General features: G+C 69.3%; 26 protein-coding genes and 1 tRNA gene. 23 read left to right on the top strand and 4 right to left on the bottom strand.

What is annotated here, in order from left to right; all coding sequences use genetic code 11:
* The first annotated feature begins 16 nt into the window (after nucleotides 1-16).
* The 5 genes from rsmA (at nucleotide 17) to WH85_RS02855 (ending at nucleotide 4,765) form a co-directional block, all read left to right on the top strand.
* Nucleotides 17-904 (top strand): 16S rRNA (adenine(1518)-N(6)/adenine(1519)-N(6))-dimethyltransferase RsmA, encoded by an 888-nt coding sequence (gene rsmA / locus WH85_RS02875; protein WP_045740067.1) that lies wholly within the window; start codon nucleotides 17-19, stop codon nucleotides 902-904.
* The gene (locus WH85_RS02870) at nucleotides 901-1,476 is read left to right on the top strand and encodes a Uma2 family endonuclease (RefSeq protein WP_211275266.1); all 576 of its coding nucleotides are present in this window, start codon (nucleotides 901-903) and stop codon (nucleotides 1,474-1,476) included. The genes rsmA and WH85_RS02870 overlap by 4 nt, the downstream gene beginning before the upstream one ends.
* A complete protein-coding gene (locus WH85_RS02865) occupies nucleotides 1,473-2,420 on the top strand; it encodes a 4-(cytidine 5'-diphospho)-2-C-methyl-D-erythritol kinase (protein ID WP_045740066.1) in 948 nt (315 codons plus the stop codon). Before WH85_RS02870 ends, WH85_RS02865 begins: the two co-directional genes overlap by 4 nt.
* Nucleotides 2,421-2,428: 8 nt before the next feature.
* Complete coding sequence (locus tag WH85_RS02860) at nucleotides 2,429-4,228, top strand: ABC-F family ATP-binding cassette domain-containing protein (RefSeq protein ID WP_045740209.1); 1,800 nt, start codon at nucleotides 2,429-2,431, stop codon at nucleotides 4,226-4,228.
* A gap of 78 nt (nucleotides 4,229-4,306) precedes the next feature.
* Nucleotides 4,307-4,765, top strand: a complete 459-nt coding sequence (locus WH85_RS02855) for a DUF4383 domain-containing protein (protein ID WP_045740065.1) — start codon at nucleotides 4,307-4,309, stop codon at nucleotides 4,763-4,765.
* A 40-nt stretch (nucleotides 4,766-4,805) separates the two neighbouring features.
* Here the strand turns inward: WH85_RS02855 and WH85_RS02850 are convergent, their stop codons facing one another.
* Nucleotides 4,806-5,408 carry a TetR/AcrR family transcriptional regulator gene (locus WH85_RS02850; protein ID WP_045740208.1) on the bottom strand — a complete coding sequence of 201 codons (603 nt, stop codon included), beginning with the start codon at nucleotides 5,406-5,408 and terminating at the stop codon, nucleotides 4,806-4,808.
* 130 nt (nucleotides 5,409-5,538) lie between these two features.
* Here WH85_RS02850 and WH85_RS02845 point away from each other — a divergent pair, with 130 nt between their 5' ends.
* From WH85_RS02845 to cysN, 10 genes are all read left to right on the top strand, one after another.
* The gene (locus WH85_RS02845; protein ID WP_045740064.1) at nucleotides 5,539-6,429 is read left to right on the top strand and encodes a helix-turn-helix domain-containing protein; all 891 of its coding nucleotides are present in this window, start codon (nucleotides 5,539-5,541) and stop codon (nucleotides 6,427-6,429) included.
* Between the two features lie 17 nt (nucleotides 6,430-6,446).
* A tRNA-Gln gene (locus tag WH85_RS02840) sits at nucleotides 6,447-6,518 on the top strand.
* Nucleotides 6,519-6,605: 87 nt separating this feature from the next.
* Complete coding sequence (glmU, locus tag WH85_RS02835) at nucleotides 6,606-8,057, top strand: bifunctional UDP-N-acetylglucosamine diphosphorylase/glucosamine-1-phosphate N-acetyltransferase GlmU (protein ID WP_045740063.1); 1,452 nt, start codon at nucleotides 6,606-6,608, stop codon at nucleotides 8,055-8,057.
* A 115-nt stretch (nucleotides 8,058-8,172) separates the two neighbouring features.
* Nucleotides 8,173-9,153: a ribose-phosphate diphosphokinase gene (locus tag WH85_RS02830; RefSeq protein ID WP_045740062.1), complete on the top strand. Its 981-nt coding sequence runs from the start codon at nucleotides 8,173-8,175 to the stop codon at nucleotides 9,151-9,153.
* Between the two features lie 382 nt (nucleotides 9,154-9,535).
* Nucleotides 9,536-10,141, top strand: coding sequence for a 50S ribosomal protein L25/general stress protein Ctc (locus tag WH85_RS02825; RefSeq protein WP_045740061.1), 606 nt, complete (start codon nucleotides 9,536-9,538; stop codon nucleotides 10,139-10,141).
* A 72-nt stretch (nucleotides 10,142-10,213) separates the two neighbouring features.
* Nucleotides 10,214-10,825, top strand: a complete 612-nt coding sequence (gene pth / locus WH85_RS02820) for an aminoacyl-tRNA hydrolase (protein ID WP_211275265.1) — start codon at nucleotides 10,214-10,216, stop codon at nucleotides 10,823-10,825.
* A 107-nt stretch (nucleotides 10,826-10,932) separates the two neighbouring features.
* Nucleotides 10,933-12,531 (top strand): sugar transferase, encoded by a 1,599-nt coding sequence (locus WH85_RS02815; protein ID WP_083448746.1) that lies wholly within the window; start codon nucleotides 10,933-10,935, stop codon nucleotides 12,529-12,531.
* An 18-nt stretch (nucleotides 12,532-12,549) separates the two neighbouring features.
* Entirely contained in the window at nucleotides 12,550-13,446 is an 897-nt protein-coding gene (locus WH85_RS02810; RefSeq protein WP_083448745.1) for a 3'(2'),5'-bisphosphate nucleotidase CysQ, read from the top strand.
* A gap of 77 nt (nucleotides 13,447-13,523) precedes the next feature.
* On the top strand, nucleotides 13,524-14,435 hold the full coding sequence (cysD, locus tag WH85_RS02805; RefSeq protein ID WP_045740059.1) for a sulfate adenylyltransferase subunit CysD: 912 nt from the start codon (nucleotides 13,524-13,526) through the stop codon (nucleotides 14,433-14,435).
* Nucleotides 14,435-15,733 carry a sulfate adenylyltransferase subunit CysN gene (cysN, locus tag WH85_RS02800; RefSeq protein ID WP_045740058.1) on the top strand — a complete coding sequence of 433 codons (1,299 nt, stop codon included), beginning with the start codon at nucleotides 14,435-14,437 and terminating at the stop codon, nucleotides 15,731-15,733. Before cysD ends, cysN begins: the two co-directional genes overlap by 1 nt.
* A 29-nt stretch (nucleotides 15,734-15,762) precedes the next feature.
* Here cysN and WH85_RS02795 read toward each other — a convergent pair whose 3' ends face one another.
* The 3 genes from WH85_RS02795 to galE all read right to left on the bottom strand — a co-directional run bounded on the left by WH85_RS02795 (nucleotide 15,763) and on the right by galE (nucleotide 18,775).
* Nucleotides 15,763-16,509 carry an ATP-binding protein gene (locus WH85_RS02795; RefSeq protein ID WP_245673793.1) on the bottom strand — a complete coding sequence of 249 codons (747 nt, stop codon included), beginning with the start codon at nucleotides 16,507-16,509 and terminating at the stop codon, nucleotides 15,763-15,765.
* 147 nt (nucleotides 16,510-16,656) lie between these two features.
* The gene (galK, locus tag WH85_RS02790) at nucleotides 16,657-17,799 is read right to left on the bottom strand and encodes a galactokinase (protein WP_045740056.1); all 1,143 of its coding nucleotides are present in this window, start codon (nucleotides 17,797-17,799) and stop codon (nucleotides 16,657-16,659) included.
* Between the two features lies 1 nt (nucleotide 17,800).
* Complete coding sequence (gene galE / locus WH85_RS02785) at nucleotides 17,801-18,775, bottom strand: UDP-glucose 4-epimerase GalE (RefSeq protein ID WP_045740055.1); 975 nt, start codon at nucleotides 18,773-18,775, stop codon at nucleotides 17,801-17,803.
* A 215-nt stretch (nucleotides 18,776-18,990) separates the two neighbouring features.
* On the opposite strand from galE, the gene trpS reads away from it, so the two are divergent.
* The 8 genes from trpS to WH85_RS02745 all read left to right on the top strand — a co-directional run bounded on the left by trpS (nucleotide 18,991) and on the right by WH85_RS02745 (nucleotide 26,534).
* The gene (gene trpS, locus WH85_RS02780) at nucleotides 18,991-20,016 is read left to right on the top strand and encodes a tryptophan--tRNA ligase (RefSeq protein WP_045740205.1); all 1,026 of its coding nucleotides are present in this window, start codon (nucleotides 18,991-18,993) and stop codon (nucleotides 20,014-20,016) included.
* A gap of 4 nt (nucleotides 20,017-20,020) precedes the next feature.
* Complete coding sequence (locus WH85_RS02775) at nucleotides 20,021-20,560, top strand: 2'-5' RNA ligase family protein (RefSeq protein ID WP_045740054.1); 540 nt, start codon at nucleotides 20,021-20,023, stop codon at nucleotides 20,558-20,560.
* A gap of 35 nt (nucleotides 20,561-20,595) precedes the next feature.
* Nucleotides 20,596-21,516, top strand: a complete 921-nt coding sequence (locus tag WH85_RS02770) for a YihY/virulence factor BrkB family protein (RefSeq protein WP_045740053.1) — start codon at nucleotides 20,596-20,598, stop codon at nucleotides 21,514-21,516.
* A 7-nt stretch (nucleotides 21,517-21,523) separates the two neighbouring features.
* The gene (locus WH85_RS02765) at nucleotides 21,524-21,904 is read left to right on the top strand and encodes a hypothetical protein (RefSeq protein WP_045740052.1); all 381 of its coding nucleotides are present in this window, start codon (nucleotides 21,524-21,526) and stop codon (nucleotides 21,902-21,904) included.
* 36 nt (nucleotides 21,905-21,940) lie between these two features.
* Nucleotides 21,941-22,171, top strand: coding sequence for an SCO4848 family membrane protein (locus WH85_RS02760; protein WP_045740051.1), 231 nt, complete (start codon nucleotides 21,941-21,943; stop codon nucleotides 22,169-22,171).
* Nucleotides 22,172-22,372: 201 nt separating this feature from the next.
* Nucleotides 22,373-23,473 (top strand): BMP family lipoprotein, encoded by a 1,101-nt coding sequence (locus tag WH85_RS02755; protein WP_045740050.1) that lies wholly within the window; start codon nucleotides 22,373-22,375, stop codon nucleotides 23,471-23,473.
* A 182-nt stretch (nucleotides 23,474-23,655) separates the two neighbouring features.
* Nucleotides 23,656-25,269, top strand: a complete 1,614-nt coding sequence (locus WH85_RS02750; RefSeq protein ID WP_342669765.1) for an ABC transporter ATP-binding protein — start codon at nucleotides 23,656-23,658, stop codon at nucleotides 25,267-25,269.
* On the top strand, nucleotides 25,266-26,534 hold the full coding sequence (locus tag WH85_RS02745; RefSeq protein WP_045740049.1) for an ABC transporter permease: 1,269 nt from the start codon (nucleotides 25,266-25,268) through the stop codon (nucleotides 26,532-26,534). Before WH85_RS02750 ends, WH85_RS02745 begins: the two co-directional genes overlap by 4 nt.
* Nucleotide 26,535: the final 1 nt, after the last annotated feature.

Raw genomic sequence — 26,535 nt, 5'->3', positions numbered from 1 at the left:
GCTTTAGGCTCTCACCATGGCTGACACACTTCTCGGCCCGGCGGAGATCCGGGAACTCGCCGCACGCCTCGGCGTCGCGCCGACCAAGAAGCTCGGCCAGAACTTCCTGCACGACCCGAACACGATCCGGCGCATCGTCGGCGTGGCCGGTCTGCGGCCGGACGACGTCGCGCTGGAGGTCGGCCCCGGCCTCGGGTCGCTGACCCTGGGCCTGGTCGGCGCGGTCCGGCACGTGCACGCGGTGGAGATCGACCCGACGCTGGCCGCGGCCCTGCCGGAGACGGTCACCGCGGCACACCTGACCGTGCACCCGGCCGACGCCCTCAAGATCACCGGCGACCGGTTCGACCCGGCGCCGACGATGCTGGTGGCGAACCTGCCGTACAACGTGGCGGTCCCCGTCGTGCTGCACCTGCTGGCCGAACTGCCCACCCTGCGCGGCGGCCTGGTCATGGTGCAGAAGGAGGTCGCCGACCGGCTGGTCGCCGGGCCCGGCTCGAAGGTGTACGGCGTGCCCTCGGTCAAGCTGGCCTGGTACGCCGAGGCCAAGTCGGCCGGCAAGGTGCCGCCCGCGGTCTTCTGGCCGGTGCCCAACGTGGATTCCGGTCTGGTCGCCTTCACCCGCAGGGAACCGCCCGCCGACACCGAACGGCGGAAGGTCTTCGCGGTCGTGGACGCGGCGTTCGCGCAGCGGCGCAAGACCCTGCGGGCGGCCCTGGCCGGCTGGGCCGGTGGCGCTGACCGGGCCGAACAGGTGCTCCGCTCGGCGGGCGTGAGCCCGCAGGCCAGGGGAGAATCGTTGACGGTGGGAGAGTTCGCCGCCATCGCGGCGGCGGCGAATTCGTCGCCCCCCGGCGGTAAACTCAGCCCGTCCGACGCAGAGCCCAAGGAGTTGAACTCATGACCGCGGAGCCGATCGGCAACGTCATGTGGTCTCCCGATCCGGTGACACAGCGTCAGGCCGGCTACTTCATCGAGGATATTCTCAATCTCCCCGACGACGCTCCCCGCGTCGAGCTTCGTGACGGAGTCATGATTGTGGTCCCCTCCCCGACGGGCGCTCATCAGTTCATCGGAAACCTGCTGTGGAGTTGGTTTCGCCAGCATGCACCCGAGTCCTTCGTCGGACTGACCGCTGTCGGGGTCGCCCTCGGGCTGAAGGACACCGCGGAGCCCGATGTCGTTCTGCTGCATCAGCCCATCGACCTCACCCACCACTACTACCTGCCCGACCAGGTGGCCATCGCGGTCGAGGTGGTCTCGCCCGGGACGAAGCGGCGTGACCGCATGGAGAAGCCGGGCCTCTACGCCGCGGCGGGCATCAAGCACTACTGGCGGATCGAGCAGAACCCGTTGCACGTCTTCGCCTACGACCTGGTCGACGGTCACTACGAGTTGGTCGCGGACTCGGAGACGGAGATCGAGCTGAGCGCGCCGTTCGAGATCAAGCTGCCGATCCGGGACATCACTCCGTGACGGAGGCGTGGGGGCCGGACGACGATCAGCCACGTCCGCACCGGGGGCCGGTGAAGGTACGTGTGCCGGCGAAGATCAATCTGCACCTGGCGGTCGGGCCGCTGCGCCCGGACGGCTACCACGAACTCAACACGATCTATCACGCGATCGGGTTGTTCGACGAGCTCACCGCCCGTCGCGGCGACACCCTGACGCTGACCATGGAGGGTGAGGGCGCCGGCGAGCTGGCGCTCGACGAGACCAACCTGATCATCCGGGCGGCCCGGGCGCTCGCCGCGCGGGCCCGCGTCCCGGCCTACGCCCGGCTGCACCTGCGCAAGAGCATCCCGCTGGCCGGCGGTCTGGCCGGTGGCAGCGCCGACGCGGCCGCCACCCTGATCGCCTGCGACCTGCTCTGGGGACTCGGCATGTCCCGCGAAGAACTGGGCGAGGTCGGTGCGGAGCTCGGCTCGGACGTGCCGTTCCTGCTGCACGGCGGCACCGCCCTCGGCACCGGCCACGGCGAGACGGTCAGCCCGATCCTGGCCCGGCCGACCGCCTGGCACTGGGTGGTGGCCATCGCCGACGGCGGCCTGTCCACCCCGGCCGTCTACCGCGAGCTCGACGCGCTGCGCGACAGCTCCGTGCCGCCCGAGGCGCTCGGCGGGCCGGACCAGCTGATGACCGCCCTGCGCCAGCGCAACCCGCGGGTGCTCGGTGCCGCCCTCGGCAACGACCTGCAGGCCGCCGCCCTCTCGCTGCGCCCGCAGCTCGCCGACGTGCTCAAAGCAGGCGAGGAGGAGGGCGCCCTGGCCGGCATCGTCTCCGGTTCCGGCCCCACCTGTGTCTTCCTGGCCCGCGACGCGGCACACGCCCAGGAGATCGCCGCCGGCCTGGAGGAGTCCGGAGTGTGCCGGGCCGCGGTCACCGCCCGCGGGCCGCAACCCGGCGCGCGGGTAATCTAGAGGGCATCGTGGCGAATATCATCAACCTGGACCGGGTCAACAAGGGTTACGGCGCCGCCGGTCAGCTGCTCACCGATGTCTCTCTCGGCTTGGACGACGACGCCCGCATCGGCATCGTCGGTCTCAACGGGGCCGGCAAATCCACCCTGCTCCGGATGCTCGCCAAGAGCGAGGAACCGGACTCCGGCCGGGTCACCCACCGGCGTGACCTCCGCGTCGCCGCCCTGCCCCAGAGCCTGGCGCTGGCCGCCGAGGCGACCGTCCGGGACGTCGTCCTCGGCACCGCCTGGCTCGAGGTGGGCATGGGCGCCGAACACGAATGGGCCGGCGACGCCGGTGTCCGGACCATCCTCGACGGCCTCGGCATGGCACACCTCGGCCTGGACACCCCGGTCGGGCCGATGTCCGGTGGCGAACGCCGCCGGGTCGCCCTCGCCGCCCTGCTGGTCCGCGAGAGCGACCTGCTGATCCTCGACGAGCCCACCAACCACCTCGACGTCGCCGGTGTCGACTGGCTCGCCAAACACCTGGTCACCCGCCGGGGCGCGCTGGTCGTGGTCACCCACGACCGGTGGTTCCTCGACGAGGTCTGCACGATGACCTGGGAGGTCGTCGACCAGGAGGTGCACACCTACGAGGGTGGCTACGCCGCCTGGATCCTGACGCGCGCCGAACGCCAGCGCGTCGCCGCCGCCGTCGAGGCCCGCCGGCAGAACCTGCTCCGCAAAGAGATCGCCTGGCTGCGCCGCGGCCCGCCGGCCCGCACCTCGAAACCGAAATTCCGGATCGACGCGGCCAACGAACTGATCGCCGACGTCCCGCCGGTGCGCGACAACGTCAGCCTGCAACGGCTGGCCACCACCCGCCTCGGCAAGCAGGTCTACGACCTGGAGGACATCACCCTCAACGCCGGCCCGAAGAGCATCTTCGCGGACCTGACCTGGCAGGTCGGCCCCGGCGACCGGATCGCGATCCTGGGCGCCAACGGCGCAGGCAAGACCACCCTGCTGCGGTTGCTGGCCGGCGTCACCAAGCCGGACGGCGGACGCCTGGTCACCGGCTCCACGGTCCGGCCGGCGTTCCTCTCCCAGGAGCTCAAGGAACTGCCCGGCCACCTGCGCCTGCTCGAGGCCGTGGAAGAGGTCGCCAAGCGGGTCAAGCTCGGCGACCGGGAACTCTCCGCCGGCCAGCTCGCCGAGGTGTTCGGCTTCACCGACAAGCGCATCTGGACCCCCGTCAGCGACCTCTCCGGTGGCGAACGCCGCCGGCTGCAGCTGCTCCGGCTGCTCGCCGCCGAACCCAACGTGCTGCTCCTCGACGAACCCACCAACGACCTGGACACCGACACGCTGGCCTCCCTGGAGGACCTGCTCGACTCCTGGCCCGGCACCATGGTCGTGGCCAGCCACGACCGGTACCTCGTCGAACGGGTCACCGACGTCGTCTACGCGATGTTCGGCGACGGCCGTCTCGTGCACCTTCCCGGCGGCATCGACGAATACCTCGACCGGATCAGCGGCGGGACGCCCGCTTCGGCCGTACCCGCGAAGGGGACGCAGCCGGCACCGAGCGCGCCCGGCCTCTCCTCGGGTGAGCTGCGCCAGGCTCGCAAGGATCTGGCGAAGTTCGAGCGTCAGCTCGACAAGCTCAACGAGAAGGAAGCGAAGATCAACGAGAAGCTGGCCCGGCACGGCAGCGACTACGACAAGCTCGTCGAACTGGAAGCCCAGCTCAAAGCGGTGAAAGACGAACGCGATCAGGTCGAGGAGTCCTGGCTCGAACTCGCCGAGCAAGTGTCCGGTAACTGATCCGGGGGGTGTGCCTGCGCCGCTTGAAGGGGATACGCGAGAATCGGGACGACTACACCTGACCTTGGAGACGGAACCATGGCGCACACCCCGGTCAACCACCCGCTTCGGCCGATCTACCGGATCGTCGGCTTCATCACCGGTGCCTACCTGGTGGTCTTCGGGGTCCTGGGCCTGATCCAGACCTCCGGCGAGGCCTTCACCGGCCCCGGCGTCCGCGTCATCGGCCAGGGCAGCAACATGCTCTGGTCGATCATCTCGATCGCCGTCGGCGGCATCGTCCTGCTCGCCACCGCGATCGGCCGCAACGCCGACGTCGAGGCCGACAAGTACCTCGGGTGGGGCCTGCTGGTCCTCGGCACCTACGCGATGGCGGTGCTGCGCACCGACGCCAACTTCTTCGGCTTCACCATGTCGACGGTGATCGTCACCTACATCGCCGGCCTGCTGCTCATCACCACGAGCCTCTACAGCAAGTCGGCGCCGCAGTCCCAGGCCGGAGCACCCCGCCAGGTCCGCGAGGGCCGCACCGCCTGAACCGCGACAGCACCACCGAAGGTGCGATGACCCGGCCGGGTCATCGCACCTTTCGCGTCAACAGGTTCGGTTTCGGCTCCAGATGCGACAGGCCGTTCCAGGCCAGATTCACCAGATGGGCGGCCACCATCTCCTTCTTCGGCTTCCGCGCGTCCCGCCACCACTGGCCCACCAGCGCCACCATGCCCACCAGCGCCTGCGAGTAGAGCTCGGCGAACTTCGGATCCAGCCCCCGGCTGCGGAACTCGGCACCCAGGATGTGTTCCACCTGATGGGCGACATCGTTCATCACACTGGAGAAATTGCCCGACGCCGCCAGCAACGGCGAATTGCGGGTCAGCACCTGGAAACCGTGCGGCTCCTCGTCGATGTAGTCCAGCAGCGCCAGCGCCGCCTGCTCCAGCAGCTCCCGCGGATGCCCGGCGGTCAGCGCGGTCGCTATCCGGTCGAGCAGCGCGCGCACCTCGCGGTCGACGACCACCGCGTAGAGGCCCTCCTTGCCGCCGAAGTGCTCGTAGACGACCGGTTTCGACACCTTGGCCCGCGACGCCACCTCCTCGACGCTGGTGGCGTCGAAACCCCGCTCGGCGAACAGCTGCCGTCCGACGGTGATGAGTTGCTCGCGGCGCTGTGCGGCTGGCATCCGGACTCGGGGGGCGGAGGTGCGGCGTGGCTCGTCGTTGGTCTCGTGGTGCTCGCTCACCTGCCCATCCTGCCAGGAATGGCACACCCGGAGTGCGGCACGTCAGGCTAGCGCCGCATAAACTAGTCGCATGACTCTTATCGATGGTGTTCCGGCAGACCTCCCCGGCCCGCGGGCCGAAGCCCGGCGCCTGCGGGTGGACCCGGGGTTGTCGCGGGCACAGCTGATGAAGCAGTTCGGGGTGAGCAACGGGACGCTGACCGACGGGCTGCGCGGGATCGAGCCACCGGAGTGGACCCGCCGGCCCAACGCCAAGGACGACGTACGCCGGGAAGCGGTCACCTTGCGGGAGGAGGGCTGGTCGATCAACGACATCGCGGCGCGGCTGGGCGTGGCGAAGTCGACGGCGTTCCGGTGGGTGGGGCATGTTCCGCTCGACCCGGACGCCGAGCGGGCGCGGGAGAAACGGGAACTGGCCGAGAAGCGGCTGGCGGGGCGTTGGGACTCGTTCCGCGCGGAGCGGGACCGGCGGCAGGCGCAGGTCTGGGAGGAGGCGGCCCGTGAGGTCGGCGAACTCACTGATCGGGAGGCGCTGCTCGTCGGGGCGATCGCCTATTGGTGTGAGGGTGGCAAATCGAAGCCCTGGGCGCGTGCCGACCGGTTCATCTTCATCAACAGCGACGCCGGCCTGCTCTCCGTCTTCCTGCGTTTTCTTCAGCTCGGCGGCTATCGGCTCGACGAGCTGAACTACCGCGTCAGCATTCATGAGACCGCGGACGCCGGGAACGCCGCGGCCTGGTGGGCCGAGCGCCTGTCGATCCCGATCGAGCGATTCCAGAAACCGACGATCAAGAAGCATGTGCCGCAGACCCGGCGGCAGAATGTGGGCGACGACTACCACGGATGTCTCACCGTCACCGCCCCGCAGGGCCGTGATCTCTACTGGCGGATGGAGGGTTTGGTCAAGGCCGTCGTCCGGGAGGCTTCGTCCGCTTATCGCGGTCGGGAGGCGAGACGCTAGGCTGTCTTCCAGAACCTTCGGCCGTGGTGTAATTGGCAACACTCTAGGTTTTGGTCCTAGCTTTCCAGGTTCGAGTCCTGGCGGCCGAGCAACTTCTGTGGTAAGAGCCTTCTTTGGCTGCGGGCGGCGTGGACGCCGCCCCTGCATGACGCCACTGCAAACGATGGAGTTGTCGCGTGAGCCAGGCCCCCAGCCGTACCGTTGTCGTCCTCGCCGCCGGTGAGGGCAAGCGGATGAAGTCCGCGACACCCAAGGTCCTGCAGCCGCTCCTCGGCCGCACCCTGCTCGGGCACGTGCTCGCCGTCGCCGCGGGCATCAAGACCGACCGCACCGTGGTCGTCGTCGGGCACAAGGCGGACCAGGTCGGCGCGTTCCTCGCCGAGGCCGCTCCGGATGCCACGCCGGTGCTGCAGGAGCAGCAGAACGGCACGGGGCACGCGGTGCGTATCGCGCTGGACTCGCTCACCGACCTGACCGGCACTGTGGTGGTGCTCAGCGGCGACGTGCCGCTGCTGCGCGCGGAGACGGTGGAGGCGCTGCTCGCCACGCACGAGCGGGCCGGTGCCGCGGCGACCGTGCTCAGCGCCGAGGTCGCCGAGCCGCGTGGTCTGGGGCGGATCGTCCGGGACGCGGCCGGCAATCTGGAGCGGATCGTCGAGCAGAAGGACGCCACCGAGGAGCAGCGCCGGATCCGCGAGATCAACTCGGGGATCTACGCGTTCGACGCCGCGCTGCTGCGGGAGTCGCTGGGCAAGCTGTCCACCGACAACGCGCAGGGCGAGGAGTACCTGACCGACGTGTTCGCCATCCTGGCGTCGCAGGGTCACCCGGTGGCGATCGAGGTGGCCGAGTTCGCGTACGAGACGCTGGGCTGCAACGACCGTGCCGAGTTGTCACGCCTGCGGGTGTTGATGCGCGATCGGGTGAACGACGCCTGGATGCGTTCCGGGGTGCTGTTGCTGGACCCGGCGACGACGTGGATCGACGTGACGGCGACGCTGGAGCCGGATGCGGTGGTGGACCAGAATTCGCAGATCTCCGGGTCCTCGACGGTGGCGACGGGTGCGGTGATCGGTCCGGACACCACGTTGGTGGACACCACGGTCGGTGCGGGCGCGTCGGTGCTGCGGACTCACTCGATCGGGGCGGTGATCGGCGTGGAGGCGACCGTCGGCCCATTCTCGTACCTGCGTCCGGGCACGAAGCTGGGCCGTAAGGCGAAGGTCGGCGGTTTCGTCGAGACGAAGAACGCTGAGTTGGGTGACGGTGCGAAGGTGCCGCACCTGACCTATGTGGGTGACGCGTCGATCGGCGCCAAGGCGAACATCGGCGCGGGTACGATCTTTGCGAACTACGACGGGGTGAACAAGCATTTCACCACGGTGGGTGAGGCGGCGTTCGTCGGCTCGGACACGGTGTTGATCGCCCCGGTCGAGATCGGTCCCGGCGCGTACGTGGCGGCGGGCAGTGCGGTGGCCAAGGACGTGCCGGCGGGCAACCTGGGGGTGACCCGGGCCCCGCAGCGCAACGTCGAGGGGTGGACGGAGCGCCGCCGGGCCGGGACGGTGTCGGCGGACGCCGCGCAGCGGGCTCAGCGGGCCGCGGATATCACCCCTGAGCAGGAGTGATCCAGCTGGGGTGAGCCATCCCACGCGGCGGGCTCGAAACGTGGCGGTTACGTTGTCGCAAGGGATACTTCACTGCGAACCCCCCACCCCCTAATCCAACGGGAGCAGCGATCCGATGGGCAGCATCGTCGCGGAGAACCGTAAGAGTCTGATGCTCTTTTCCGGTCGGGGTTACCCCGAGCTGGCGGAGGAGATCGGTCAGGTGCTCGGCGTGGCGCCGACGCCGTCGGACTCGTACGAGTTCGCCAACGGTGAGATCTTCGTCCGGTTCAAGGATTCGGTTCGTGGCTCGGACGCGTTCGTCGTCCAGTCGATGACCGAAGGTGTGAATCGCTGGGTCATGGAGACCCTGATCATGATCGACGCGTTGAAGCGTGGGTCGGCGAAGCGGATCACCGTCGTTCTGCCGTTCTATCCGTACTCGCGTCAGGACAAGAAGCACCGTGGCCGGGAGCCGATCTCGGCTCGTCTGGTGGCGGACCTGCTGAAGACTGCGGGCGCGAACCGGATACTCACCGTGGACCTGCACACCGCGCAGATCCAGGGTTTCTTCAACGGCCCGGTGGACCACCTGTTCGCGATGGACATCCTCGCCGACTACGTGCAGCGCAAGTTCGCCGGACGTCCGATGACGGTGGTGGCGCCGGACTCCGGCCGGGTGCGTGTGGCGGAGCGGTGGACGGACCGGCTGGGTGGTTGCCCGCTGGCGTTCATCCACAAGACCCGTGACCCGATGAAGCCCAACCAGGTGGTGGCTAACCGGGTGGTCGGTGAGGTCGAGGGCCGGGTCTGTCTGATCGTCGACGACATGATCGACACCGGCGGCACGATCGCCAAGGCGGCGGACATCCTCTTCGAGGAGGGTGCGGCGGACGTGATCGTGGCGTCGACGCACGCGCTGTTGTCCGACCCGGCGACCGAGCGTCTGAAGAACAGCCGGATCAGTGAGCTGGTGGTGACGAACACGCTGCCGATCTCTCCGGAGAAGCAGCTCGACAAGATCACCGTGCTGTCGATCGCGCCGTTGCTGGCGCGGGCGATCCGTGAGGTGTTCGACGACGGTTCGGTGACCACCTTGTTCGGTGGCCTGAGCTAGTTCCGTTTACGGTTTGGGGCGCCCGTCGTCGACGGGCGCCTCATCTGTGTGGTGCAAGTTGCATCAACGAGGTCATTTTTGCCGTCAGGGCTGTCGGTCGGGCGGACCCGCTGACCGGGGCACGATCGTGGCAGGTAGGCTAGTACGGTTGCCACGGCGAGGGTGCATCGCGGGCTGCTAAGAATCCTCGGGCTGCTGGGGATCGCAGTTCGCTTGAGGCGCCGTCATCGGCGCGGTGCTCCGGGCCTGTGCCCAGCGCGCCCTCTTGCCCGGCAGCGCCGACGACGGTCTCAGCGCCGTCGGCGGCCACACCGTAGCACTGCCGGATACCGCAGCCGCAGACTTAGCCGCAGCCCGCATCGAAGAGTTTCAGGAGTTTCCCGTGTCCGAGGTAAAGATCAGCGCCGAGCCCCGTACCGAGTTCGGCAAGGGTGGTGCCCGTCGTACGCGCCGCGCGGGTCTGGTGCCTGCCGTGCTCTACGGCCACGGCGAGGCCCCGCAGCACATCGCGCTCCCGGCGCGTGAGTTCGCAGCCGCCATCCGTCACGGTGGCATCAACCAGATTTTCACCATCGACATCGCCGGCAACGCGGCCGCCACTCTGGCCCTGCCGAAGGCGATCCAGCGCGACCCGATCAAGGACACGTTCGAGCACGTGGACCTGCTGATCGTGAAGCGTGGCGAGAAGATCCAGGTCGACATCCCGGTGACGCTGACCGGTGAGGCCGCCAAGAACACCCTGATCGTGCACGAGTCGAACACCGTCGCGGTGGTCGCCGACGCGCTGCGTCTGCCGGCCGAGCTCGAGGTGTCGATCGACGGTCTCGAGGCCGGTTCGCACGTGACTGCCGGTGACGTCAAGCTCCCGAGCGGTGTCGAGCTGGCCGTCGAGGCCGACGTCGTCCTGGCGAACATCACCGCCGCGCAGTCGACTGTCGCCGCCGAGGGCGAGGGCGACGCTGCCGAGGGCGGCGACAGCGCGGAGTAAGTAGGTCTGCGCGCAGCAGCGGTAAGGCGAGTCATCAGGGAAAGTGCCGTTGGGCACTTTCCCTGATGTTGTATGCGGGTCAGAGCGGAGGCAAGGGTGAGCGACGAGGCGCCGTTCCTGGTGGTCGGCCTGGGGAACCCGGGCAAGGAGTACGCGGGTAACCGGCACAATGTGGGTTTCATGGTGGCTGATCTGCTGGCCTCCCGGGTGGGTGGCAAGTTCGGCCGGGCGAAGCGGGCGCACACGGATGTGGCGGAGGGCCGGCTGGGTTTCGGCGGTCCGAAGCTGGTCCTGTTGAAGCCGTTGACGTACATGAACCTGTCGGGTGGCCCGGTGGCGTCGCTGGCGCAGTTCTTCAAGGTGCCGGTGACCAATGTGATCGCGGTGCACGACGAGTTGGATGTCCCGTTCGGTCAGGTGCGCGTGAAGCGCGGTGGCGGCGAGGGCGGCCACAACGGTCTGCGGTCCATGTCGAAGTCGCTGGGCAGCAAGGAGTATGCGCGGGTCCGGGTCGGTATCAGCCGTCCGCCGGGCCGGCAGGATCCGGCGGATTACGTGCTTGCCGACTTCTCCTCGTCGGAGCGCAAGGAGCTGGATTTTCTGGTGGATCGCGCGGCCGATGTGGTCGAGGCGGTGATCACCGAGGGCGTCGAGTGGGCGCAGAACAAGTACCACGGAAGTTGATGGGTTTTTGTCCGGCTTGTCTGCCGTGACGTTGTTTGCTGTCCATCCGTTGGTCACACGGGCGCACTCGGACCGGGCGCCCGTTGACGGGACGGAGGGCTCGCCGGATGTCGCAGGACGTTTCCGACGACTGCGAGACGACCGTCTCCCTCCCGCCGGCCCCGCAGCGCATCCCCCGGCCCGGCAACGCCCCGCCGCAGGCCGTCCGGGGCGTCCCCGACCCGTCCCGTAATCAGGCGTCCGACCGGTACCGTCCGACCCGGAATCCGGCCGGGCGCAACCGGGGACGGCACGCCGCGATGTCGCGCCGCCAGCTGTGGGAGCGGCGGTACGTCCGGGCCCTGGTACTGACCGACCTGACCACCGGCGTGGTCGCCGGAGTGGTCACCTTCATGATCCGCTTCGGCGAGACGGTCACCGAGTACAACCGCTGGTACATGCTCTTCTCGGCGGTGCTGCCGGCCGCGCTGCTGTCGGTGCTGGCGGTGTTCCGGGCGTACGAGCGCCGCTACCTGTTCGTCGGCGCGGACGAGTACCAGCGGGTGATCCGGGGCGGCGTCGGGTTGATCGCCGGCGCGGCCATGGTGTCGTACGCCCTCAATCTGGACCTGGCCCGCTCGTACGTCCTGGTCGCCCTGCCCGCCGCGGTGGCCGCCGTGGTGCTGTTCCGGTTCGCCCTGCGCAAGCGGCTGCACCTGTCCCGGCACCGGGGCGAGAACCTGCGCCGGGTGATCGTGGTCGGTCACGAGCTGTCGGTGATCGGGATCGCCCGGCAGCTGCGCCGGGAGCGTTATCACGGGCTGGAGGTGGTCGGCGCCTGCCTGCCGTCGGACCACGACGGTGTCGGGGTGGCCGATCTGCCGGTCTACGGCACCTTCGAGGACGTCGCGAACGCGGTCGCGCTGGCCGACGCGGACACCGTGGTGGTGCTCAGCTGTCCCGAGCTGGACGGTGCGGCGGTACGGCGGCTGGCGTGGCGTCTGGAACGCGACGAGGTGGACCTGGTGGTGGCCAGTGCCCTGGTGGATGTGGCCGGGGCGCGTACCACCATTCGGCCGTTCGACGGCCTGCCCATGCTGCACGTCGAGCATCCCCGGCTGCACGGCGGATCGCGCCTGGTCAAGGAGCTGGTCGATCGTGTGGGGGCCCTGCTGCTGCTGTTCCTCGCCGGGCCGGTGCTGCTGGGCGTGGCGCTCTGCGTGGGACTCACCTCCCGGGGACCGGTACTCTTTCGCCAGGTGCGTGTGGGACGTGACGGCCGTCATTTCCGGATCTTCAAGTTCCGCAGCATGTACATCGATGCCGAGGCTCGTCTCCACGAGCTGAAACACCTCAACGAGCACGACGGTGTGCTCTTCAAAATCCGGGACGATCCGCGGGTCACTCCGGTGGGGCGATGGTTGCGCCGGTTCTCGCTCGACGAGCTCCCGCAACTTCTCAACGTCCTGCTGGGGCAGATGTCGTTGGTGGGTCCGCGACCGCCGCTTCCGCCGGAGGTGGCCGTCTACGCCGACGACGTGCGACGACGGTTGGCCGTCAAGCCGGGCATGACCGGTCTCTGGCAGGTGTCGGGCCGGTCGGATCTCTCGTGGGAAGAGGCGGTTCGGCTGGACCTGCGCTATGTGGAGAATTGGTCGCTGAGCCTGGACCTGGTGATCCTGCTCAGGACCGTCACCGCGGTGGTGCGGTCGTCCGGGGCGTACTGAAGTGAGGAGACCTCAACGATGGGCGAGCAGACGAAGACGTCAGCGCGCATTGCAGGACCGCGGGACGCCGCCTCCGACGGGGGTGCACCACCGGTCATCGACGCCGCGTTCGCCCGCTGGCTCGCGGAACGCGCCGGGCAGGCGCTTCTCGAGGTCCGTGCGGAGATGGGGTACGCGGACGGCAAGGCGCTCAAGGCCGCCGGTGACCAGGCCGCACACGAGCTGATCCGCGCCGAACTGGCCCGCTGGCGGCCCGCCGACGCCGTGCTCTCCGAGGAGGACGACCAGTCCCGGACGGCCTGGCAGGAGGAGGGCGAGGCCGTGGTGTCGCGTCCGGAGCGGCTGGGCGCCTCCCGGGTCTGGATCGTCGATCCGCTGGACGGCACCCGCGAGTTCTCCGAGGAGGGCCGCGACGACTGGGCCGTGCACGTCGCGCTCTGGACCGCCGACTGTTCCAGCCCGTCGTGCCTGGCCGCGGGCGCGGTCGCGATGCCGGCTCAGCACCGTACGATCGCCACCGACCACCCGCCGGCGTACCCGCCGTTGCCGCTGGAGGCGGCGACCGGGGGAGCGATCCGGATCGCGGCCAGCCGCACCCGGCCGCCGGCGTTCGTGACCGCGCTGGCCGAGGACATCGGTGCGGAACTCGTGCCGATGGGTTCCGCCGGGGTGAAGATCGCCGCGGTGATCAGCGGTGACGCCGACGCCTACGTGCACGCCGGTGGGCAGTACGAATGGGATTCCGCGGCGCCGGTCGCTGTGGCGTTGGCCACAGGTCTGCACGCGTCACGTATCGATGGATCTCCATTAATCTACAACCAGGCCGACCCGAAGTTACCCGACCTCGTCGTTTGTCGGAAAGATCTCGCTCCTCGGTTGCTTGCTGCGCTGCAGAAGCATCTTCCGACACAATGACGTCTCGGCCACGACCGTGCAAAATCGCAGGATGACCATGCCCGGCAGACCCGGAGAAAGGTCTGGGGACTGAACCCATGAGCCAGACGAAGCCCTATCGTGTCTCGCACCTGGATGCTCTCGAAGCCGAGAGCATCTTCGTCATGCGAGAGGTCATGGCCGAGTTCGAGCGCCCCGTGCTGCTCTTCTCCGGCGGCAAGGACTCGATCGTGATGCTGCGGCTGGCGGAGAAGGCCTTCGCCCCCGCCCGCATCCCGTTCCCGGTCATGCACGTCGACACCGGCCACAACTTCCCCGAGGTGCTCGAATACCGCGACCGCCGCGTCGCCGGCCTCGGCCTGAACCTGGTCGTCGCCAGCGTGCAGGAGGCGATCGACGCCGGACAGGTGCGCGAGCTGCCGGACGGCACCCGCAACCGGATCCAGACCCCGGTGCTCCTCAGCGCGGTCGAGAAATACCGGTTCGACGCCCTCTTCGGCGGCGCGCGCCGCGACGAGGAGAAGGCCCGGGCCAAGGAGCGGATGTTCAGCTTCCGCGACGAGTTCGGCCAGTGGGACCCGAAGAACCAGCGCCCCGAGCTGTGGTCGCTCTACAACGGCCGGCACCACCCCGGCGAGTCGATCCGGGTGTTCCCGCTCTCCAACTGGACCGAGCTGGACGTCTGGCACTACATCGCCAAGGAGCAGATCCCGCTGCCCGACATCTACTACGCGCACGACCGTGAGGTCGTCGAGCGTGGCGGGATGTTCTACGCGGTCAACGAGTTCATCCGGCTGCGTGACGGCGAGACCTCCGAGGTGCGCCGGGTGCGGTACCGCACGGTCGGCGACGCGTCGCAGACCGCGGCCGTGCTCTCCGAGGCGGACACCGTCGACAAGGTGATCGACGAGGTCGCCGCCACCCGGATCACCGAGCGCGGCGCGACCCGCGGCGACGACAAGGTCTCCGAGGCCGCGATGGAAGACCGTAAGCGAGAGGGTTACTTCTGATGAGCCAGGCAGTTCTCGAGCCGGAGGCGTCCGCCGGGCGGGGCATGGACCTGCTGCGCTTCGCGACCGCGGGCAGTGTGGACGACGGCAAGTCGACCCTCATCGGGCGCCTGCTCTACGACACCAAGACGATCTTCGAGGACCAGCTGGAGGCCGTCGAGGTCGCCAGCGCCTCCCGCGGCGACGAGTACACCAACCTCGCGCTGCTCACCGACGGCCTGCGGGCCGAGCGGGAACAGGGCATCACGATCGACGTGGCGTACCGGTACTTCGCGACCCCGCGCCGCAAGTTCATCATCGCCGACACCCCCGGGCACATCCAGTACACCCGGAACATGGTCACCGGCGCCTCCACCGCCGACCTGGCGCTGATCCTGGTCGACGCGCGCAAGGGCCTGGTCGAGCAGTCCCGCCGGCACGCCTTCCTGACCAGCCTGCTGCGGGTGCCGCACCTGGTGCTCTGCGTGAACAAGATGGACCTGGTCGACTGGGACAAGGCGGTCTACGACAAGATCGCCGACGAGTTCACCTCGTTCGCCGCGAAACTGGACGCGCCGGACCTGACGATCATCCCGATCTCGGCGCTCAACGGCGACAACATCGCCTCCCGCTCGGACAACAGCCCGTGGTACGAGGGCCCGTCCCTGCTGCACCACCTGGAGCACGTACACATCGCCAGCGACCGCAACCTGGTCGACGTGCGCTTCCCGGTGCAGTACGTGATCCGCCCGCAGTCCACCACCGTCACCGACTACCGCGGGTACGCCGGGCAGGTCGCCTCCGGCATCCTCAAGCCCGGGGACGAGGTGATGGTCCTGCCGTCCGGGATGACCAGCACCATCGCGTCGATCGATACCGCCGACGGCCCGGTCGACGAGGCCTTCCCGCCGATGTCGGTGACGGTCCGGCTGAACGACGAGATCGACATCTCGCGTGGTGACCTGATCTGCCGGCCGAACAACGCCCCCGCCGTCGCGCAGGACGTCGAGGCGATGGTCTGCTGGATGGACGAGACCGCCCCGCTGCGGGTCGGCGGCAAGTACACGATCAAGCACACCACCCGGACCGCCCGGACCGTGGTGCGTGGCGTCCAGTACCGCCTGGACGTCAACACGCTGCACCGCGACGAGGACGCCGGCGAGCTCAAGCTCAACGAGATCGGCCGGGTCAAGCTGCGCACCACGGTGCCGCTGCTCGCCGACGAGTACCGCCGGAACCGCACCACCGGCGGCTTCATCCTGATCGACGAGTCGACCAACCGGACGGTCGCCGCCGGAATGATCATCGAAGCGCACTGAGAAACCACAGGCGGGACATGGGCGGCGGTTCACCGAACCGTCGCCCACACCACTTTTCCGCTCTCGGTCGGCGTCGCGCCCCAGAGCACCGCGGTCTCCGCCACCGTCCGCAGACCACAGCCCCGCTCGTCGAGCGGCATGTCACGGCGCGGCCGGACCGGGCGTAACACCCGCGGCAGCCGTGGATTGCCGTCCGTCACCGCCAGGTGCAACCCGCCGCAGCGCCGGGTCACCACCACCCGGATCTGCGTCCCGGCGTGCTCGACGGCGTTCGTCACCAACTCGGACATCACCAGCCGGCTCGGGTGCAGCAGATGCGTCAGGCCCCACTCCAGGCAGGCGTCGCCGACCAGGTTGCGGGCCACGCTCGGCGCGTCCGGGTCGGGCCGCAGGGTCACGCTCAGCCGGTCGGCGCCCGGTATCCGCCCGGCGAGGGCCACCCGGGCCTGCCGCACCTTCGCATAGACCGGCAGGAACCGCCCGGCGCTCAACCCCTGCATCCGCCCGGCGAGCGGCAGGTCGGGCGGAATGCACAGGGCGAACGGCATCGGCGGCTGCATCCGGGCCGCCGCGTGCTGCGCGGTCACCCAGGTGGGCGCGCTCTCGCAGTGCGGGTCGCCCAGGCCGGAGAGGTCGACGACGAGACCGTCCGGCCGCGCGCCGAAACACTGGCGCAGACTGGCCGTGGCGTTGCATCGGAGCTGGTCGTCCCAGGGGCCCCGAACCGTGAGCAGAGAGACGGCGACGTCCTCGGCGGCGTCGACGCTGACGATCACACCTTGCTCGGTGTCATCGTGAAGATACGGTGGGCTTACCCCCATGCCGGACACCATAGCCGTCCGGCCGGTCGGTGAGCCTCTGGTCTCGCTCCTGCGGGTGATGGCGGCCGGTCCCGCCTGGCGCCACGGAACCGGCCGGCAGCGCTACAGCTTGGCCGCGCCCGGGCCCGCGACGGCCACCCAGCTGGTGGGTGCGGTGAAACCCCGTTCGGCGTACGCGGCGGCGACCGCGGCCGCCGTCTCGTCGGCGCGGGCGGCGTCGACCAGGGCCAGCACGCAGCCGCCGAAGCCGCCGCCGGTCATCCGGGCGCCGTACGCCCCGGCGTCCAGCGCCGCCTGCACGGCCACATCGACCTGGTCCACGGTGATCTCGAAGTCGTCGCGCATCGAGGCGTGCGAGGCGGTCAGCAGCGGTCCGATCTCGCTGACCTTGCCCGCGCGCAGCAGGGCCACGGTGTCGAGCACCCGCTGGTTCTCGGTGACGATGTGCCGGGTGCGCTTGCGCATCACCTCGTCGTCGAGCCGCTCCAGCGCCTGCGGGAGCTCCTCGACGGACACGTCGCGCAGCGCCCGGACACCCAGGGCCGAGGCGGAGGCCTCACAGCTCTTGCGGCGGGCGCCGTACTCCCCGTCGACGTGCTGGTGCGGGGCGTTGCTGTTGACCACCAGGATGGCCAGGCCGGCGGCGGCCAGGTCGAACGGGATCTGCTCCACCTCGTACGACCGGCAGTCCAGGAACAGGGCCCTGCCCTCCTGGCAGCGGATCGAGGCGGACTGGTCCAGGATGCCGGTCGGGGCACCGACGTACAGGTTCTCGGCACGCTGGGCGATGGCCGGGCGGCGCTCCAGCGGCACGTTCAGCCCGCCGATGTCGATCAGCGCGGTGAGCACCGACGACTCGAGGGCCGCCGACGACGACAGGCCGGAGCCGAGCGGCACGTCCGAGGCGATGGCGATGTGGACCGGCGGTACTTCCAGGCCCTCCTCGCGCAGCGCCCAGACGACGCCGGCGACGTAGGCGCCCCATCCGGTGATCTCGCCGGGTGCGGTCACGCCGAAGCTCACCGGCTCGGGGGCGAGCGTGGAGCAGACCGCGAACCGGCCGTCCGGTGCCGGCCCGACCGCGGCGACGGTGCGCTGCGGCAGGGCGAAGGGCAGGACGAAGCCGTCGTTGTAGTCGGTGTGCTCGCCGATCAGGTTGACCCGGCCGGGCGCGGCCCACAGGCCGGCGGGCTCGGTCCCGTACGCCGCGTTGAACGCCTTGACGGCGGTCTTCTCAATGCTCATGTCACGCCACGTGCTTCCGGTAGAAGGTCCATGCGTCACCGATCATGTCCTGCAGCGTGTTCTTCCGCGGCACCCACCCGAGGTCGGCGCGGGCGCGCTCGGAGGAGGCGACCAGCGTGGCCGGGTCGCCGTCGCGGCGCGGTGCCACCTCGAGCGGGATCGCGTGGCCGGTGACCTCGCGGGCCGCCTCGACGACCTGCCGGTTCGAGAAGCCGTTGCCGTTGCCCAGGTTGTAGATGCGGTGCTCGCCGGCGACCGTGGCGTCCAGCGCCAGCAGGTGTGCGCGGGCCAGGTCCTCGACGTGGATGTAGTCGCGGACGCAGGTGCCGTCGACGGTGGGGTAGTCGTCGCCGAACAACTGCAGCTTGTCCCGCTTGCCGGCGGCCACCTGCAGGGTGATCGGGATGAGGTGGGTCTCCGGGTCGTGCCGTTCGCCGATCTCGTGGCTGTCGCTGATGGACGCCCCGGCCACGTTGAAGTAACGCAGTGAGACGGCGGCGAGGTTGTGCGCGAACGCCTCGGACGTGAGCGCCAGGTCGAAGGCCAGCTTGGTCGAACCGTACGTGCTGGTGGGGGCCTTGACGGCGGATTCCGGGATGGGCAGTTCGATCGGGTTGCCGTAGACCGCGGCGGTGGAGGAGAAGATCACCCGGGGTACGCGTGCGGCGCGGATCGCGTCGAGCAGCGCGAGCGATTTCACCACGTTCTCGTGCCAGTAGAGCTCCGGCTTGGCCATCGACTCCCCGGCGGCGATCAGGCCGGCGAAGTGGAGGACGGCGTCGAAGCCCGCGTCCGGGGTGAGCACCTGGGCGGCGTCGGCGATGTCGGCCTGCACGAAGGTGGCGTCCGGGGCGACGGCCTCCCGGAACCCGGTGCGCAGGTTGTCGAGCACGACGACCTCGTGGCCTGCGTCCAGCAACAGACGGCTGGTGACGCTACCGACGTAGCCGGCGCCACCGGTGACGAGCAGTTTCACGAGGGTGGGCCTTTCTGGCGGGCGGCTGGAATCCGATCAGCCCGAGCCTACGCAGGGGCCGAAGAGGTTTTCAGTCTCGCTCGCAAACGATCAGAAGTCAACATCAACAAACATTTTCCATCATCGAATCTGTGCGGCTGGGGCTTGCTCAGTGTCACGGGAGGAGGACAGGGGGCGTTGGGCATCCGGGCGCCGCGACTGACACAATGGCCCTCATGTCCGACAGCGTCCGCCGCCCGCGTGTCCTCTCCGGCATCCAGCCGACCGCCGATTCGTTCCACCTCGGCAACTACCTCGGCGCGGTGCGCAACTGGGTCCCCATGCAGGACACGCACGACGCGTTCTACTGCGTCGTCGACCTGCACGCGATCACGATGGGGCACGACCCGGCGGTCCTGCGGCAGCGGTCCCGGGTGTCCGCGGCGCAGCTGCTCGCGGTCGGCCTCGACCCGGAGCGCTGCACCCTCTTCGTGCAGTCGCACGTGCCCGAGCACGCCCAGCTCAGCTGGGTGCTGAGCTGCATCACCGGGTTCGGCGAGGCCAACCGGATGGTCCAGTTCAAGGACAAGTCCGCCAAGGCGGGGCAGGACAGCACCACGGTGGGGCTGTTCACCTACCCCATCCTGCAGGCCGCCGACATCCTGCTCTACCAGGCCGACCAGGTGCCGGTGGGCGAGGACCAGCGGCAGCACCTCGAGCTCACCCGTGACCTCGCGCAGCGTTTCAACACCCGGTTCGGCAAGACCTTCACCGTGCCGTCGCCGCACATCGTCAAGGACACCGCGAAGATCGCCGATCTGCAGGACCCGTCGATCAAGATGTCCAAGTCGGCCTCCTCGCCGAACGGCATCATCGAGCTGCTCGAGGACCCGGCCCGCTCGGCCAAGAAGATCAAGTCGGCGGTCACCGACACCGGGCGCGACATCCTCTACGACGTGGAGAACAAGCCCGGCGTCAGCAACCTGCTGACCATCTACGCGGCGCTCACCGCGCGGACCATCGACGACCTCCTCGAGGCGTATGACGGCCGGGGCTACGGCGACCTCAAGAAGGACCTGGCCGAGGTGCTGGTGGAGTTCGTCAAGCCGCTGCAGGAGCGCACCCGGTTCTACCTCGACGACCCGGCCCAGCTCGACAAGGTCCTCGCCGTCGGCGCGGAGAAGGCGCGGGCGGTCTCCGCGGCCACCCTCGCCCAGGCGTACGAGAACGTGGGTTTCCTCAGCCCCGCGCGGGAGGCCTGATCCGGTGACCGACGCGGCCCTCACCCGCATCGGCGTGGCGATCGACATCCCGGATCCCTGGGGGCCGGCGCTGACCCGCCGGCGTGCCGAGGCCGGCGATCCGCAGGCCGCCTACACGCCGGCGCACGTCACCCTGCTCGGCCCGACCGAGGTGGCCACCGACGCGCTCCCGGCGGTGGAGAAGCATCTGGAGGCGCTGGCCACGGCGCAGTCGCCGTTCACCGTCCACCTGCGCGGGACCGGCACGTTCCGGCCGATCACCGAGGTGGTCTTCGTGGCGCTGGCGATGGGCATCAGCGAGTGCGAGCTGCTGGCCGAGGCGATCACCAGCTCGCCGGACATCCGGCGGGACGCGCGCTTTCCGTACCATCCACATGTCACTGTCGCGCAGGACGTGTCGCCCGAGGCGCTGGACGCGGTCTTCGACGACCTGGCCGGGTTCTCCTGCCGGTTCGAGGTCGCGTCCTTCACGCTGTTCTCGCACGGCGGCGAGGGCCCGTGGCGGCCGCGGCGCGACTTTTCGCTTGGTGACGCCGGGCGCTGAGCCGCGATCGGTGTGGCGTCGGTTACGGTCGGCGCGTGAATCCGATCGACCGAGCCTTCACCGCGGCGGAGACCCGGATAACGACGTGGCGCTACCGGTCGCCCTACTTCGATCACTTCTGCCGGGCGATCCTGCGTTACGAGGAGGTCCAGGGTGGGCGGTTGGCCGCGGCCATCGCCTACTACGGCTTCTTCGCGGTCTTCGCCCTGCTGCTCATCGGCTACTCGGTGTTCGGCTTCCTGATCACCAACAACGTCGCGCTGCTCGACCTGGTCCAGGACTTCCTGCGGCACAATCTGCCGTTCCTTGATATCCAGGCCATTCTGGACACCAAGAAGACGGTCGGCATCGTCGGCCTGGTCGGCCTGACGCTGACCGGCATCGGCTGGGTCGAGGCGATCCGGTCCTCGCAGCGGCTGGTCTGGCAGCTGCGGGAACAGCCCGGCTACTTCGGCATCCGCCAGGCGCTCGACCTGCTGGTGCTGATCGGTGTGCTGCTCCTGCTGGCCCTCACCCAACTGGCGGTGTACGGGTTGGAGACCCTGCTGCACTGGCTGGCCGGCGGTGGCTTCCAGGGCATCCTGTCGGTGATCGGTTTCGTCTGCACGCTGGCGGTGAACATGCTGCTGGCCGCCGCGCTGCTGGCCGCGGTGCCGCGGCTGCGGATGACCGCCCGCCGGATGGGCCCGCCGGTGATGCAGGTCGGCATCGGGCTGATGCTGCTCAACACGGTGGGCAAGTCGTTCGTCGGGATAGTCGAGCGCAACCCGGCGTACGGGCTGGTCGGTTCGGCCGTCGGCGCTCTGGTCTACCTGTACGTCTTCAACCAGATCCTGCTCTTCGGGGCGGCCTGGGCGGCGACCAGCCCGCATGGTCGCGTGGTCGACCTGGCCGCTGACGATAAAACCGTCCCCGTGGGGCAAAACACCTGGATACGGCACGCCCGGCCGCGATGATGGGCCGATGGGCACCCTCGTGACGTTGCACCTGCCGGCCGGCTCGCCCGTCGCCGCCCTGCCGTGGGTGATCACCTTCGGCTCCCTCGGTGACCAGGAGGAGTGGGAGCCGGTGGTCTGCGGGCCGTACGAGCGCGCCCACGCGCTGGCCCTGGCCCGCGAGGTGGTCGCCGACGACGAACTGCTCGCGGTGGTCGAGCCGTTGCTGGTGCTGGACGGGGTCGACGCGGTCCGTGCCGAGATCGGGCGGTTGCGGGCCGAGGCGGAGGGCCCGGACCACGACGGCGACGACCTGGACGTCGCGGTGAGCCCGGCGCCGGTGGGCCCGCCGGATCCGGCGCAGATCCGGGCCGGCTGGCGGCGGATCGCCGAGCACCTGACCGCGTGAGCCGTCCCGCCGCGGGGCGCTGGGATACTTGCCCGCGTGGTGATCACGAAGCGGTGGGCGGCGTTCCTGGTGGCGGTCGGTGTGTGGACGTGGGTGATCTGGCCCCGGTTCGCGGTGGCGATCTACAAGGACGACCGGTCGTTCGCCGACGGGACCCCGACGTCGTTCCTCTGGGTGCACGCGATCCTCATCGCCGCCTCGCTCGTCATCGGCAGCACGGTCGGCGTCCTCGGGGTGCGGGCCTGGCTGATCGCCCGCCGCGGCTGAGGACTGTCAACGGCATGTTTCGTGAGCCGGGGACGATGTTCGCATAGGTGGAGGAATCGCCGTCCGGGATCATCTGCCGTTTCGGAGAGATAACGGTGCGCCAACAGTCCGGAGTGATTTCCTGCCGCGGTCACTGACCGTGGCTACGCTGCCGTCCTGAGACTCACCGAGTGGTGTCGGTGTGCATGGAAGGAGGGCGTCTTGCGCCCAGTACGTGGGAACCGGATTCTGGCGATTCTCGCGGCAGGTGGGCTGACGCTCGCTGCTGCCGCTTGTGGTGACGCCCCGGAGGAGAGCACGGCGGGCAGCGGCTCGAGCGCCGCTGCCGCTGCCGACTACAAGGCTTGCATGGTGACCGACACGGGCGGCATCGACGACAAGTCGTTCAACGCCTCGGCGTGGGCCGGCATGCAGGCCGCCAAGACCGAGGTCAGCAACATCGTTCCGAAGAACGTGGTCTCCTCGTCCGAGGCCGACTACGAGCCCAACCTGCAGGGCTTCGTCACCCAGGACTGCAACTTCATCCTGGCGGTCGGCGGTCTGATGATCACCTCGACCCAGAAGATCGCCACCGCGGCCGCGGACTCGCAGTTCGCGATCGTCGACGGCGTCGTCGCGGGTGCGAGCAACGTCTACCCGATGCAGTTCGAGACCCACCAGGCGGCGTTCCTCGCCGGCTACCTGGCCGCGGGCTACTCGAAGAGCGGCAAGGTCGGCACCTACGGCGGCATGAAGCTGCCCACCGTCACCATCTTCATGGACGGTTTCGCCGACGGTGTGGCGCACTACAACCAGGCCAAGGGCAAGAACGTCCAGGTCATCGGCTGGGACAAGGCGAAGCAGAACGGCACCTTCGCCGAGAGCTTCATCGACCAGAGCAAGGGCAAGAGCATCACCGACACCCTGGTCTCCCAGGGCGCCGACGTGATCATGCCGGTCGCCGGTGGCACCGGCCTCGGCACCGCCCAGGTCGCCAAGGACTCGGCCGGCAAGGTCTCGGTCATCTGGGTCGACCAGGACGGCTGCAAGAGCGCCGAGCAGTACTGCGATGTCTTCCTGACCACCGTGGTCAAGAACATCGAGGGTGCGGTCAAGGAAGCCGTGATCAAGGGCGCCAAGGGCGAGGCCCTCACCGCGACCCCCGGCTACCAGGGCTCCCTCGAGAACGACGGCGTCTCGCTGGCCGCCTACAACAGCTTCGACAGCAAGATCGACAGCACGCTGAAGACCGAGGTCGAGACCCTGAAGGCCGACATCATCTCCGGCAAGGTGAAGGTCGAGTCGGTCTCCGCGCCGAAGTGAATCACCGGTAGGTAGCATCATCGGCCGCCGCTCGGTTGCGAGTGCATCTCGCGACTGAGCGGCGGTTCTGTTCAACTTGACAACCGAAACTTCCCGCGGCCGTGCGCATGTGGCACTGGTACAGGTAGGAGATTCCGCTGAAACTCGAACTGCGCGGCATCACCAAGCGCTTCGGCGACCTGGTGGCCAACGACCACATCGACATCACGGTCGAGCCGGGTGAGGTGCACGCTCTGCTCGGCGAGAACGGCGCGGGCAAGTCCACGCTGATGAACCAGCTGTACGGCCTGCTCCAGCCGGACGAGGGCCAGATCGTCGTCAACGACGAGCCGAAGGTGTTCCGCAGCCCGCGGGACGCCATCGCGGCCGGCATCGGCATGGTGCACCAGCACTTCATGCTCGTTCCGGTGTTCACCGTGGCGGAGAACATCGCGCTCGGCCACGAGGAGGTCCGGGGCGGCCCGCTGGGCTGGCTGGACCGTCGCCGCTCGCGCAAGGACGTCATCGAGACCTCGAAGCGGTACGGCCTGCCGGTCGACCCGGACGCCCTGGTCGAGGACCTGCCGGTCGGCGCCCAGCAGCGGGTGGAGATCGTCAAGGCGCTGACCCGCGACGTCGACCTGCTGATCCTGGACGAGCCGACCGCGGTGCTCACCCCCCAGGAGACCGAGGAACTGCTCGCCGTGATGCGGTCGCTGACCGCGATGGGCAAGTCGATCGTCTTCATCACCCACAAACTCAAAGAGGTCAAGGCGATCGCCGACCGGATCACCGTGGTCCGCCGCGGGCAGATCGTCGGCACCGCCACCCCGGACACCAGCGAGGACGAGCTGGCGGCCCTGATGGTCGGCCGCGCGGTCAGCCTGGAGGTCGACAAGGCACCGGCCGAACCCGGCCGCAACGTCCTGAAGATCGCCAATCTGGTGGTCGACGACGACCGGGGCGTCCGCGCGGTGGACGGCCTGGACCTGGTGGTCCGGGCCGGTGAGGTGCTGGGCATCGCCGGTGTCCAGGGCAACGGCCAGACCGAACTGGTCGAGGCCGTGATGGGCCTGCGCGAGGTACGCGGCGGCACGGTCGAGCTGGACAACGAGAACCTCGGCACGATGACCACCAAGCGGATCCTGCGCTCCGGTGTCGGCTACATCCCGGAGGACCGCAGCCACGACGGTGTGGTCAAGGAGTTCTCCGTGGCGGAGAACCTGGTCCTGGACATGTACGACCGGGCGCCGTTCGGCAACACCTTCAAGCTGGACGCCGGCTCGGTGGCGAGCAACGCGGCCGAGCGGATCGAGCAGTTCGACATCCGGTGCCAGTCCTCGGAGACCCCGGTCGGCACGCTCTCCGGCGGTAACCAGCAGAAGGTCGTGGTGGCCCGGGAGATGTCCCGCCCGCTGCGCCTGTTCATCGCGTCGCAGCCGACCCGCGGTGTGGACGTCGGTTCGATCGAGTTCATCCACAACCGGATCGTCCACGAGCGTGACCAGGGCACCGCGGTGCTGGTGGTCTCCAGCGAGCTGGACGAGGTGGTCGGCCTGGCCGACCGGGTCGCGGTGATGTACCGCGGGCGGATCCTGGCGATCGTCTCGCCGGACACCCCGCGTGAGGAGCTGGGCCTGCTGATGGCCGGCATCACGAACAGTAAGCAGCAGGCCGCGAACGACGCAGCCGTTCAGCAGGCCGCGAACGACGCCGCCGATCAGCGGGCCGCGAACGACGCCGCCGATCAGCGAGCCGCGAGCGACACCGCCGTTCAGCAGGCCGGGAGCGATGCTCCGGAAGAGGGGACGAAGTGACCACCGAGACGACCACCCCGCAGGCCCCGGCCGCGAAGGGCGGCCCGGACGGCGAGGAGTCCCTCCTCAGCCGGTTCACCCAGAACCTCTGGGCGGCCAACTCCGTCATGGTCACGATCCTGTCGATCGTCCTGGCCGTGGTCATCGGCGCGATCCTGATCGTCGTCTCCGACGCGACCGTGCTGGCCAAGTTCGCCTACTTCACCGCCCGTCCGAGTGACGCGCTGACCGCCAGCTGGGACCTGATCAGCGTGGCCTACGCCGACCTTGTCAAGGGCGCGCTCGGCGACCCGGAGGCGTTCGCCGCCTGGTTCGACGGCACCGGCACCTGGCAGCAGGCGTTCGGTCCGCTGTCCGAGACCCTGACCTACGCCGCGCCGCTGGTCTTCACCGGCCTCGCGGTGGCGCTGGCGTTCCGCGGCGGCCTGTTCAACATCGGCGCCCAGGGCCAGGCCGTGATCGGCTGCATCACCGGTGGCATCGCCGGCTTCACCTTCGGCCTGCCGGTCGGACTGGCCATGCTGGTCGCGATGCTCTGCGGCGCGCTCGGCGGTGCGCTGTGGGGGTTCATCCCCGGCCTGCTCAAGGCGCGTACCGGGGCGCACGAGGTGATCACCACGATCATGCTCAACTACACGTCCGCGCTGCTGCTGTCCTGGCTGGTGCTGCAGAAGGGCATCCAGGACCCGGACCGCACCGACGCGATCAGCAAGACGGTGCACGAGGCCGCGCAACTGCCCTCGTTCGGTGGCGTGCTCCGGGTGCACCTGGGCATCGTGCTGGCGGTCCTGGCCACGGCCGGTGTCGCCTGGCTGCTCAACCGGTCGGCGTTCGGCTTCGAGCTGCGCGCGGTCGGCTCCAACCAGCACGCCGCGAAGACCGCGGGCATCAGCGTCGCCAAGACGTACGCGCTGCTGATGGCGATCGCCGGCGGCCTGGCCGGGCTCGGCGGCGCCACCCAGGTGCTGGGCACGGCGTACGCGCTGACCCCGGCGGTGGCCGGCAACATCGGCTTCGACGGCCTGCTCGTCGCGCTGCTCGGCCGGAACCGGCCGTGGGGCACCCTGCTGGCCGCGCTGCTGTTCGGCGCGTTGCGGGCCGGCGGCAACCGGATGCAGTCGTACTCCGGCATCTCGCTGGAACTGGTCACCGTGCTGCAGGCGCTGATCGTCATCTTCATCGCCGCCCCCGCCCTGGTGAAGGCGATCTTCCGACTTCGCGCCACCCGCCTCACCCGGCCGGGCGCCTCGCTGGTGAAGGGCTGAG

Source organism: Actinoplanes rectilineatus (assembly GCF_000962825.1).
GTDB lineage: Bacteria > Actinomycetota > Actinomycetes > Mycobacteriales > Micromonosporaceae > Actinoplanes > Actinoplanes rectilineatus.
Note: the sequence above shows the minus strand (reverse complement) of the source record. Positions and strands in the feature narration are given on the sequence as shown.

Coding starts and splice junctions, on each gene's coding strand:
- rsmA (WP_045740067.1), top strand. CDS start 17: ATGGCTGACACACTTCTCGGCCCGGCGGAGATCCGGGAACTCGCCGCA.
- WH85_RS02870 (WP_211275266.1), top strand. CDS start 901: ATGACCGCGGAGCCGATCGGCAACGTCATGTGGTCTCCCGATCCGGTG.
- WH85_RS02855 (WP_045740065.1), top strand. CDS start 4,307: ATGGCGCACACCCCGGTCAACCACCCGCTTCGGCCGATCTACCGGATC.
- WH85_RS02850 (WP_045740208.1), bottom strand. CDS start 5,408: ATGCCAGCCGCACAGCGCCGCGAGCAACTCATCACCGTCGGACGGCAG.
- WH85_RS02845 (WP_045740064.1), top strand. CDS start 5,539: ATGACTCTTATCGATGGTGTTCCGGCAGACCTCCCCGGCCCGCGGGCC.
- WH85_RS02830 (WP_045740062.1), top strand. CDS start 8,173: ATGGGCAGCATCGTCGCGGAGAACCGTAAGAGTCTGATGCTCTTTTCC.
- pth (WP_211275265.1), top strand. CDS start 10,214: ATGCGGGTCAGAGCGGAGGCAAGGGTGAGCGACGAGGCGCCGTTCCTG.
- WH85_RS02815 (WP_083448746.1), top strand. CDS start 10,933: ATGTCGCAGGACGTTTCCGACGACTGCGAGACGACCGTCTCCCTCCCG.
- WH85_RS02810 (WP_083448745.1), top strand. CDS start 12,550: ATGGGCGAGCAGACGAAGACGTCAGCGCGCATTGCAGGACCGCGGGAC.
- cysD (WP_045740059.1), top strand. CDS start 13,524: ATGAGCCAGACGAAGCCCTATCGTGTCTCGCACCTGGATGCTCTCGAA.
- cysN (WP_045740058.1), top strand. CDS start 14,435: ATGAGCCAGGCAGTTCTCGAGCCGGAGGCGTCCGCCGGGCGGGGCATG.
- galK (WP_045740056.1), bottom strand. CDS start 17,799: ATGAGCATTGAGAAGACCGCCGTCAAGGCGTTCAACGCGGCGTACGGG.
- trpS (WP_045740205.1), top strand. CDS start 18,991: ATGTCCGACAGCGTCCGCCGCCCGCGTGTCCTCTCCGGCATCCAGCCG.
- WH85_RS02765 (WP_045740052.1), top strand. CDS start 21,524: ATGGGCACCCTCGTGACGTTGCACCTGCCGGCCGGCTCGCCCGTCGCC.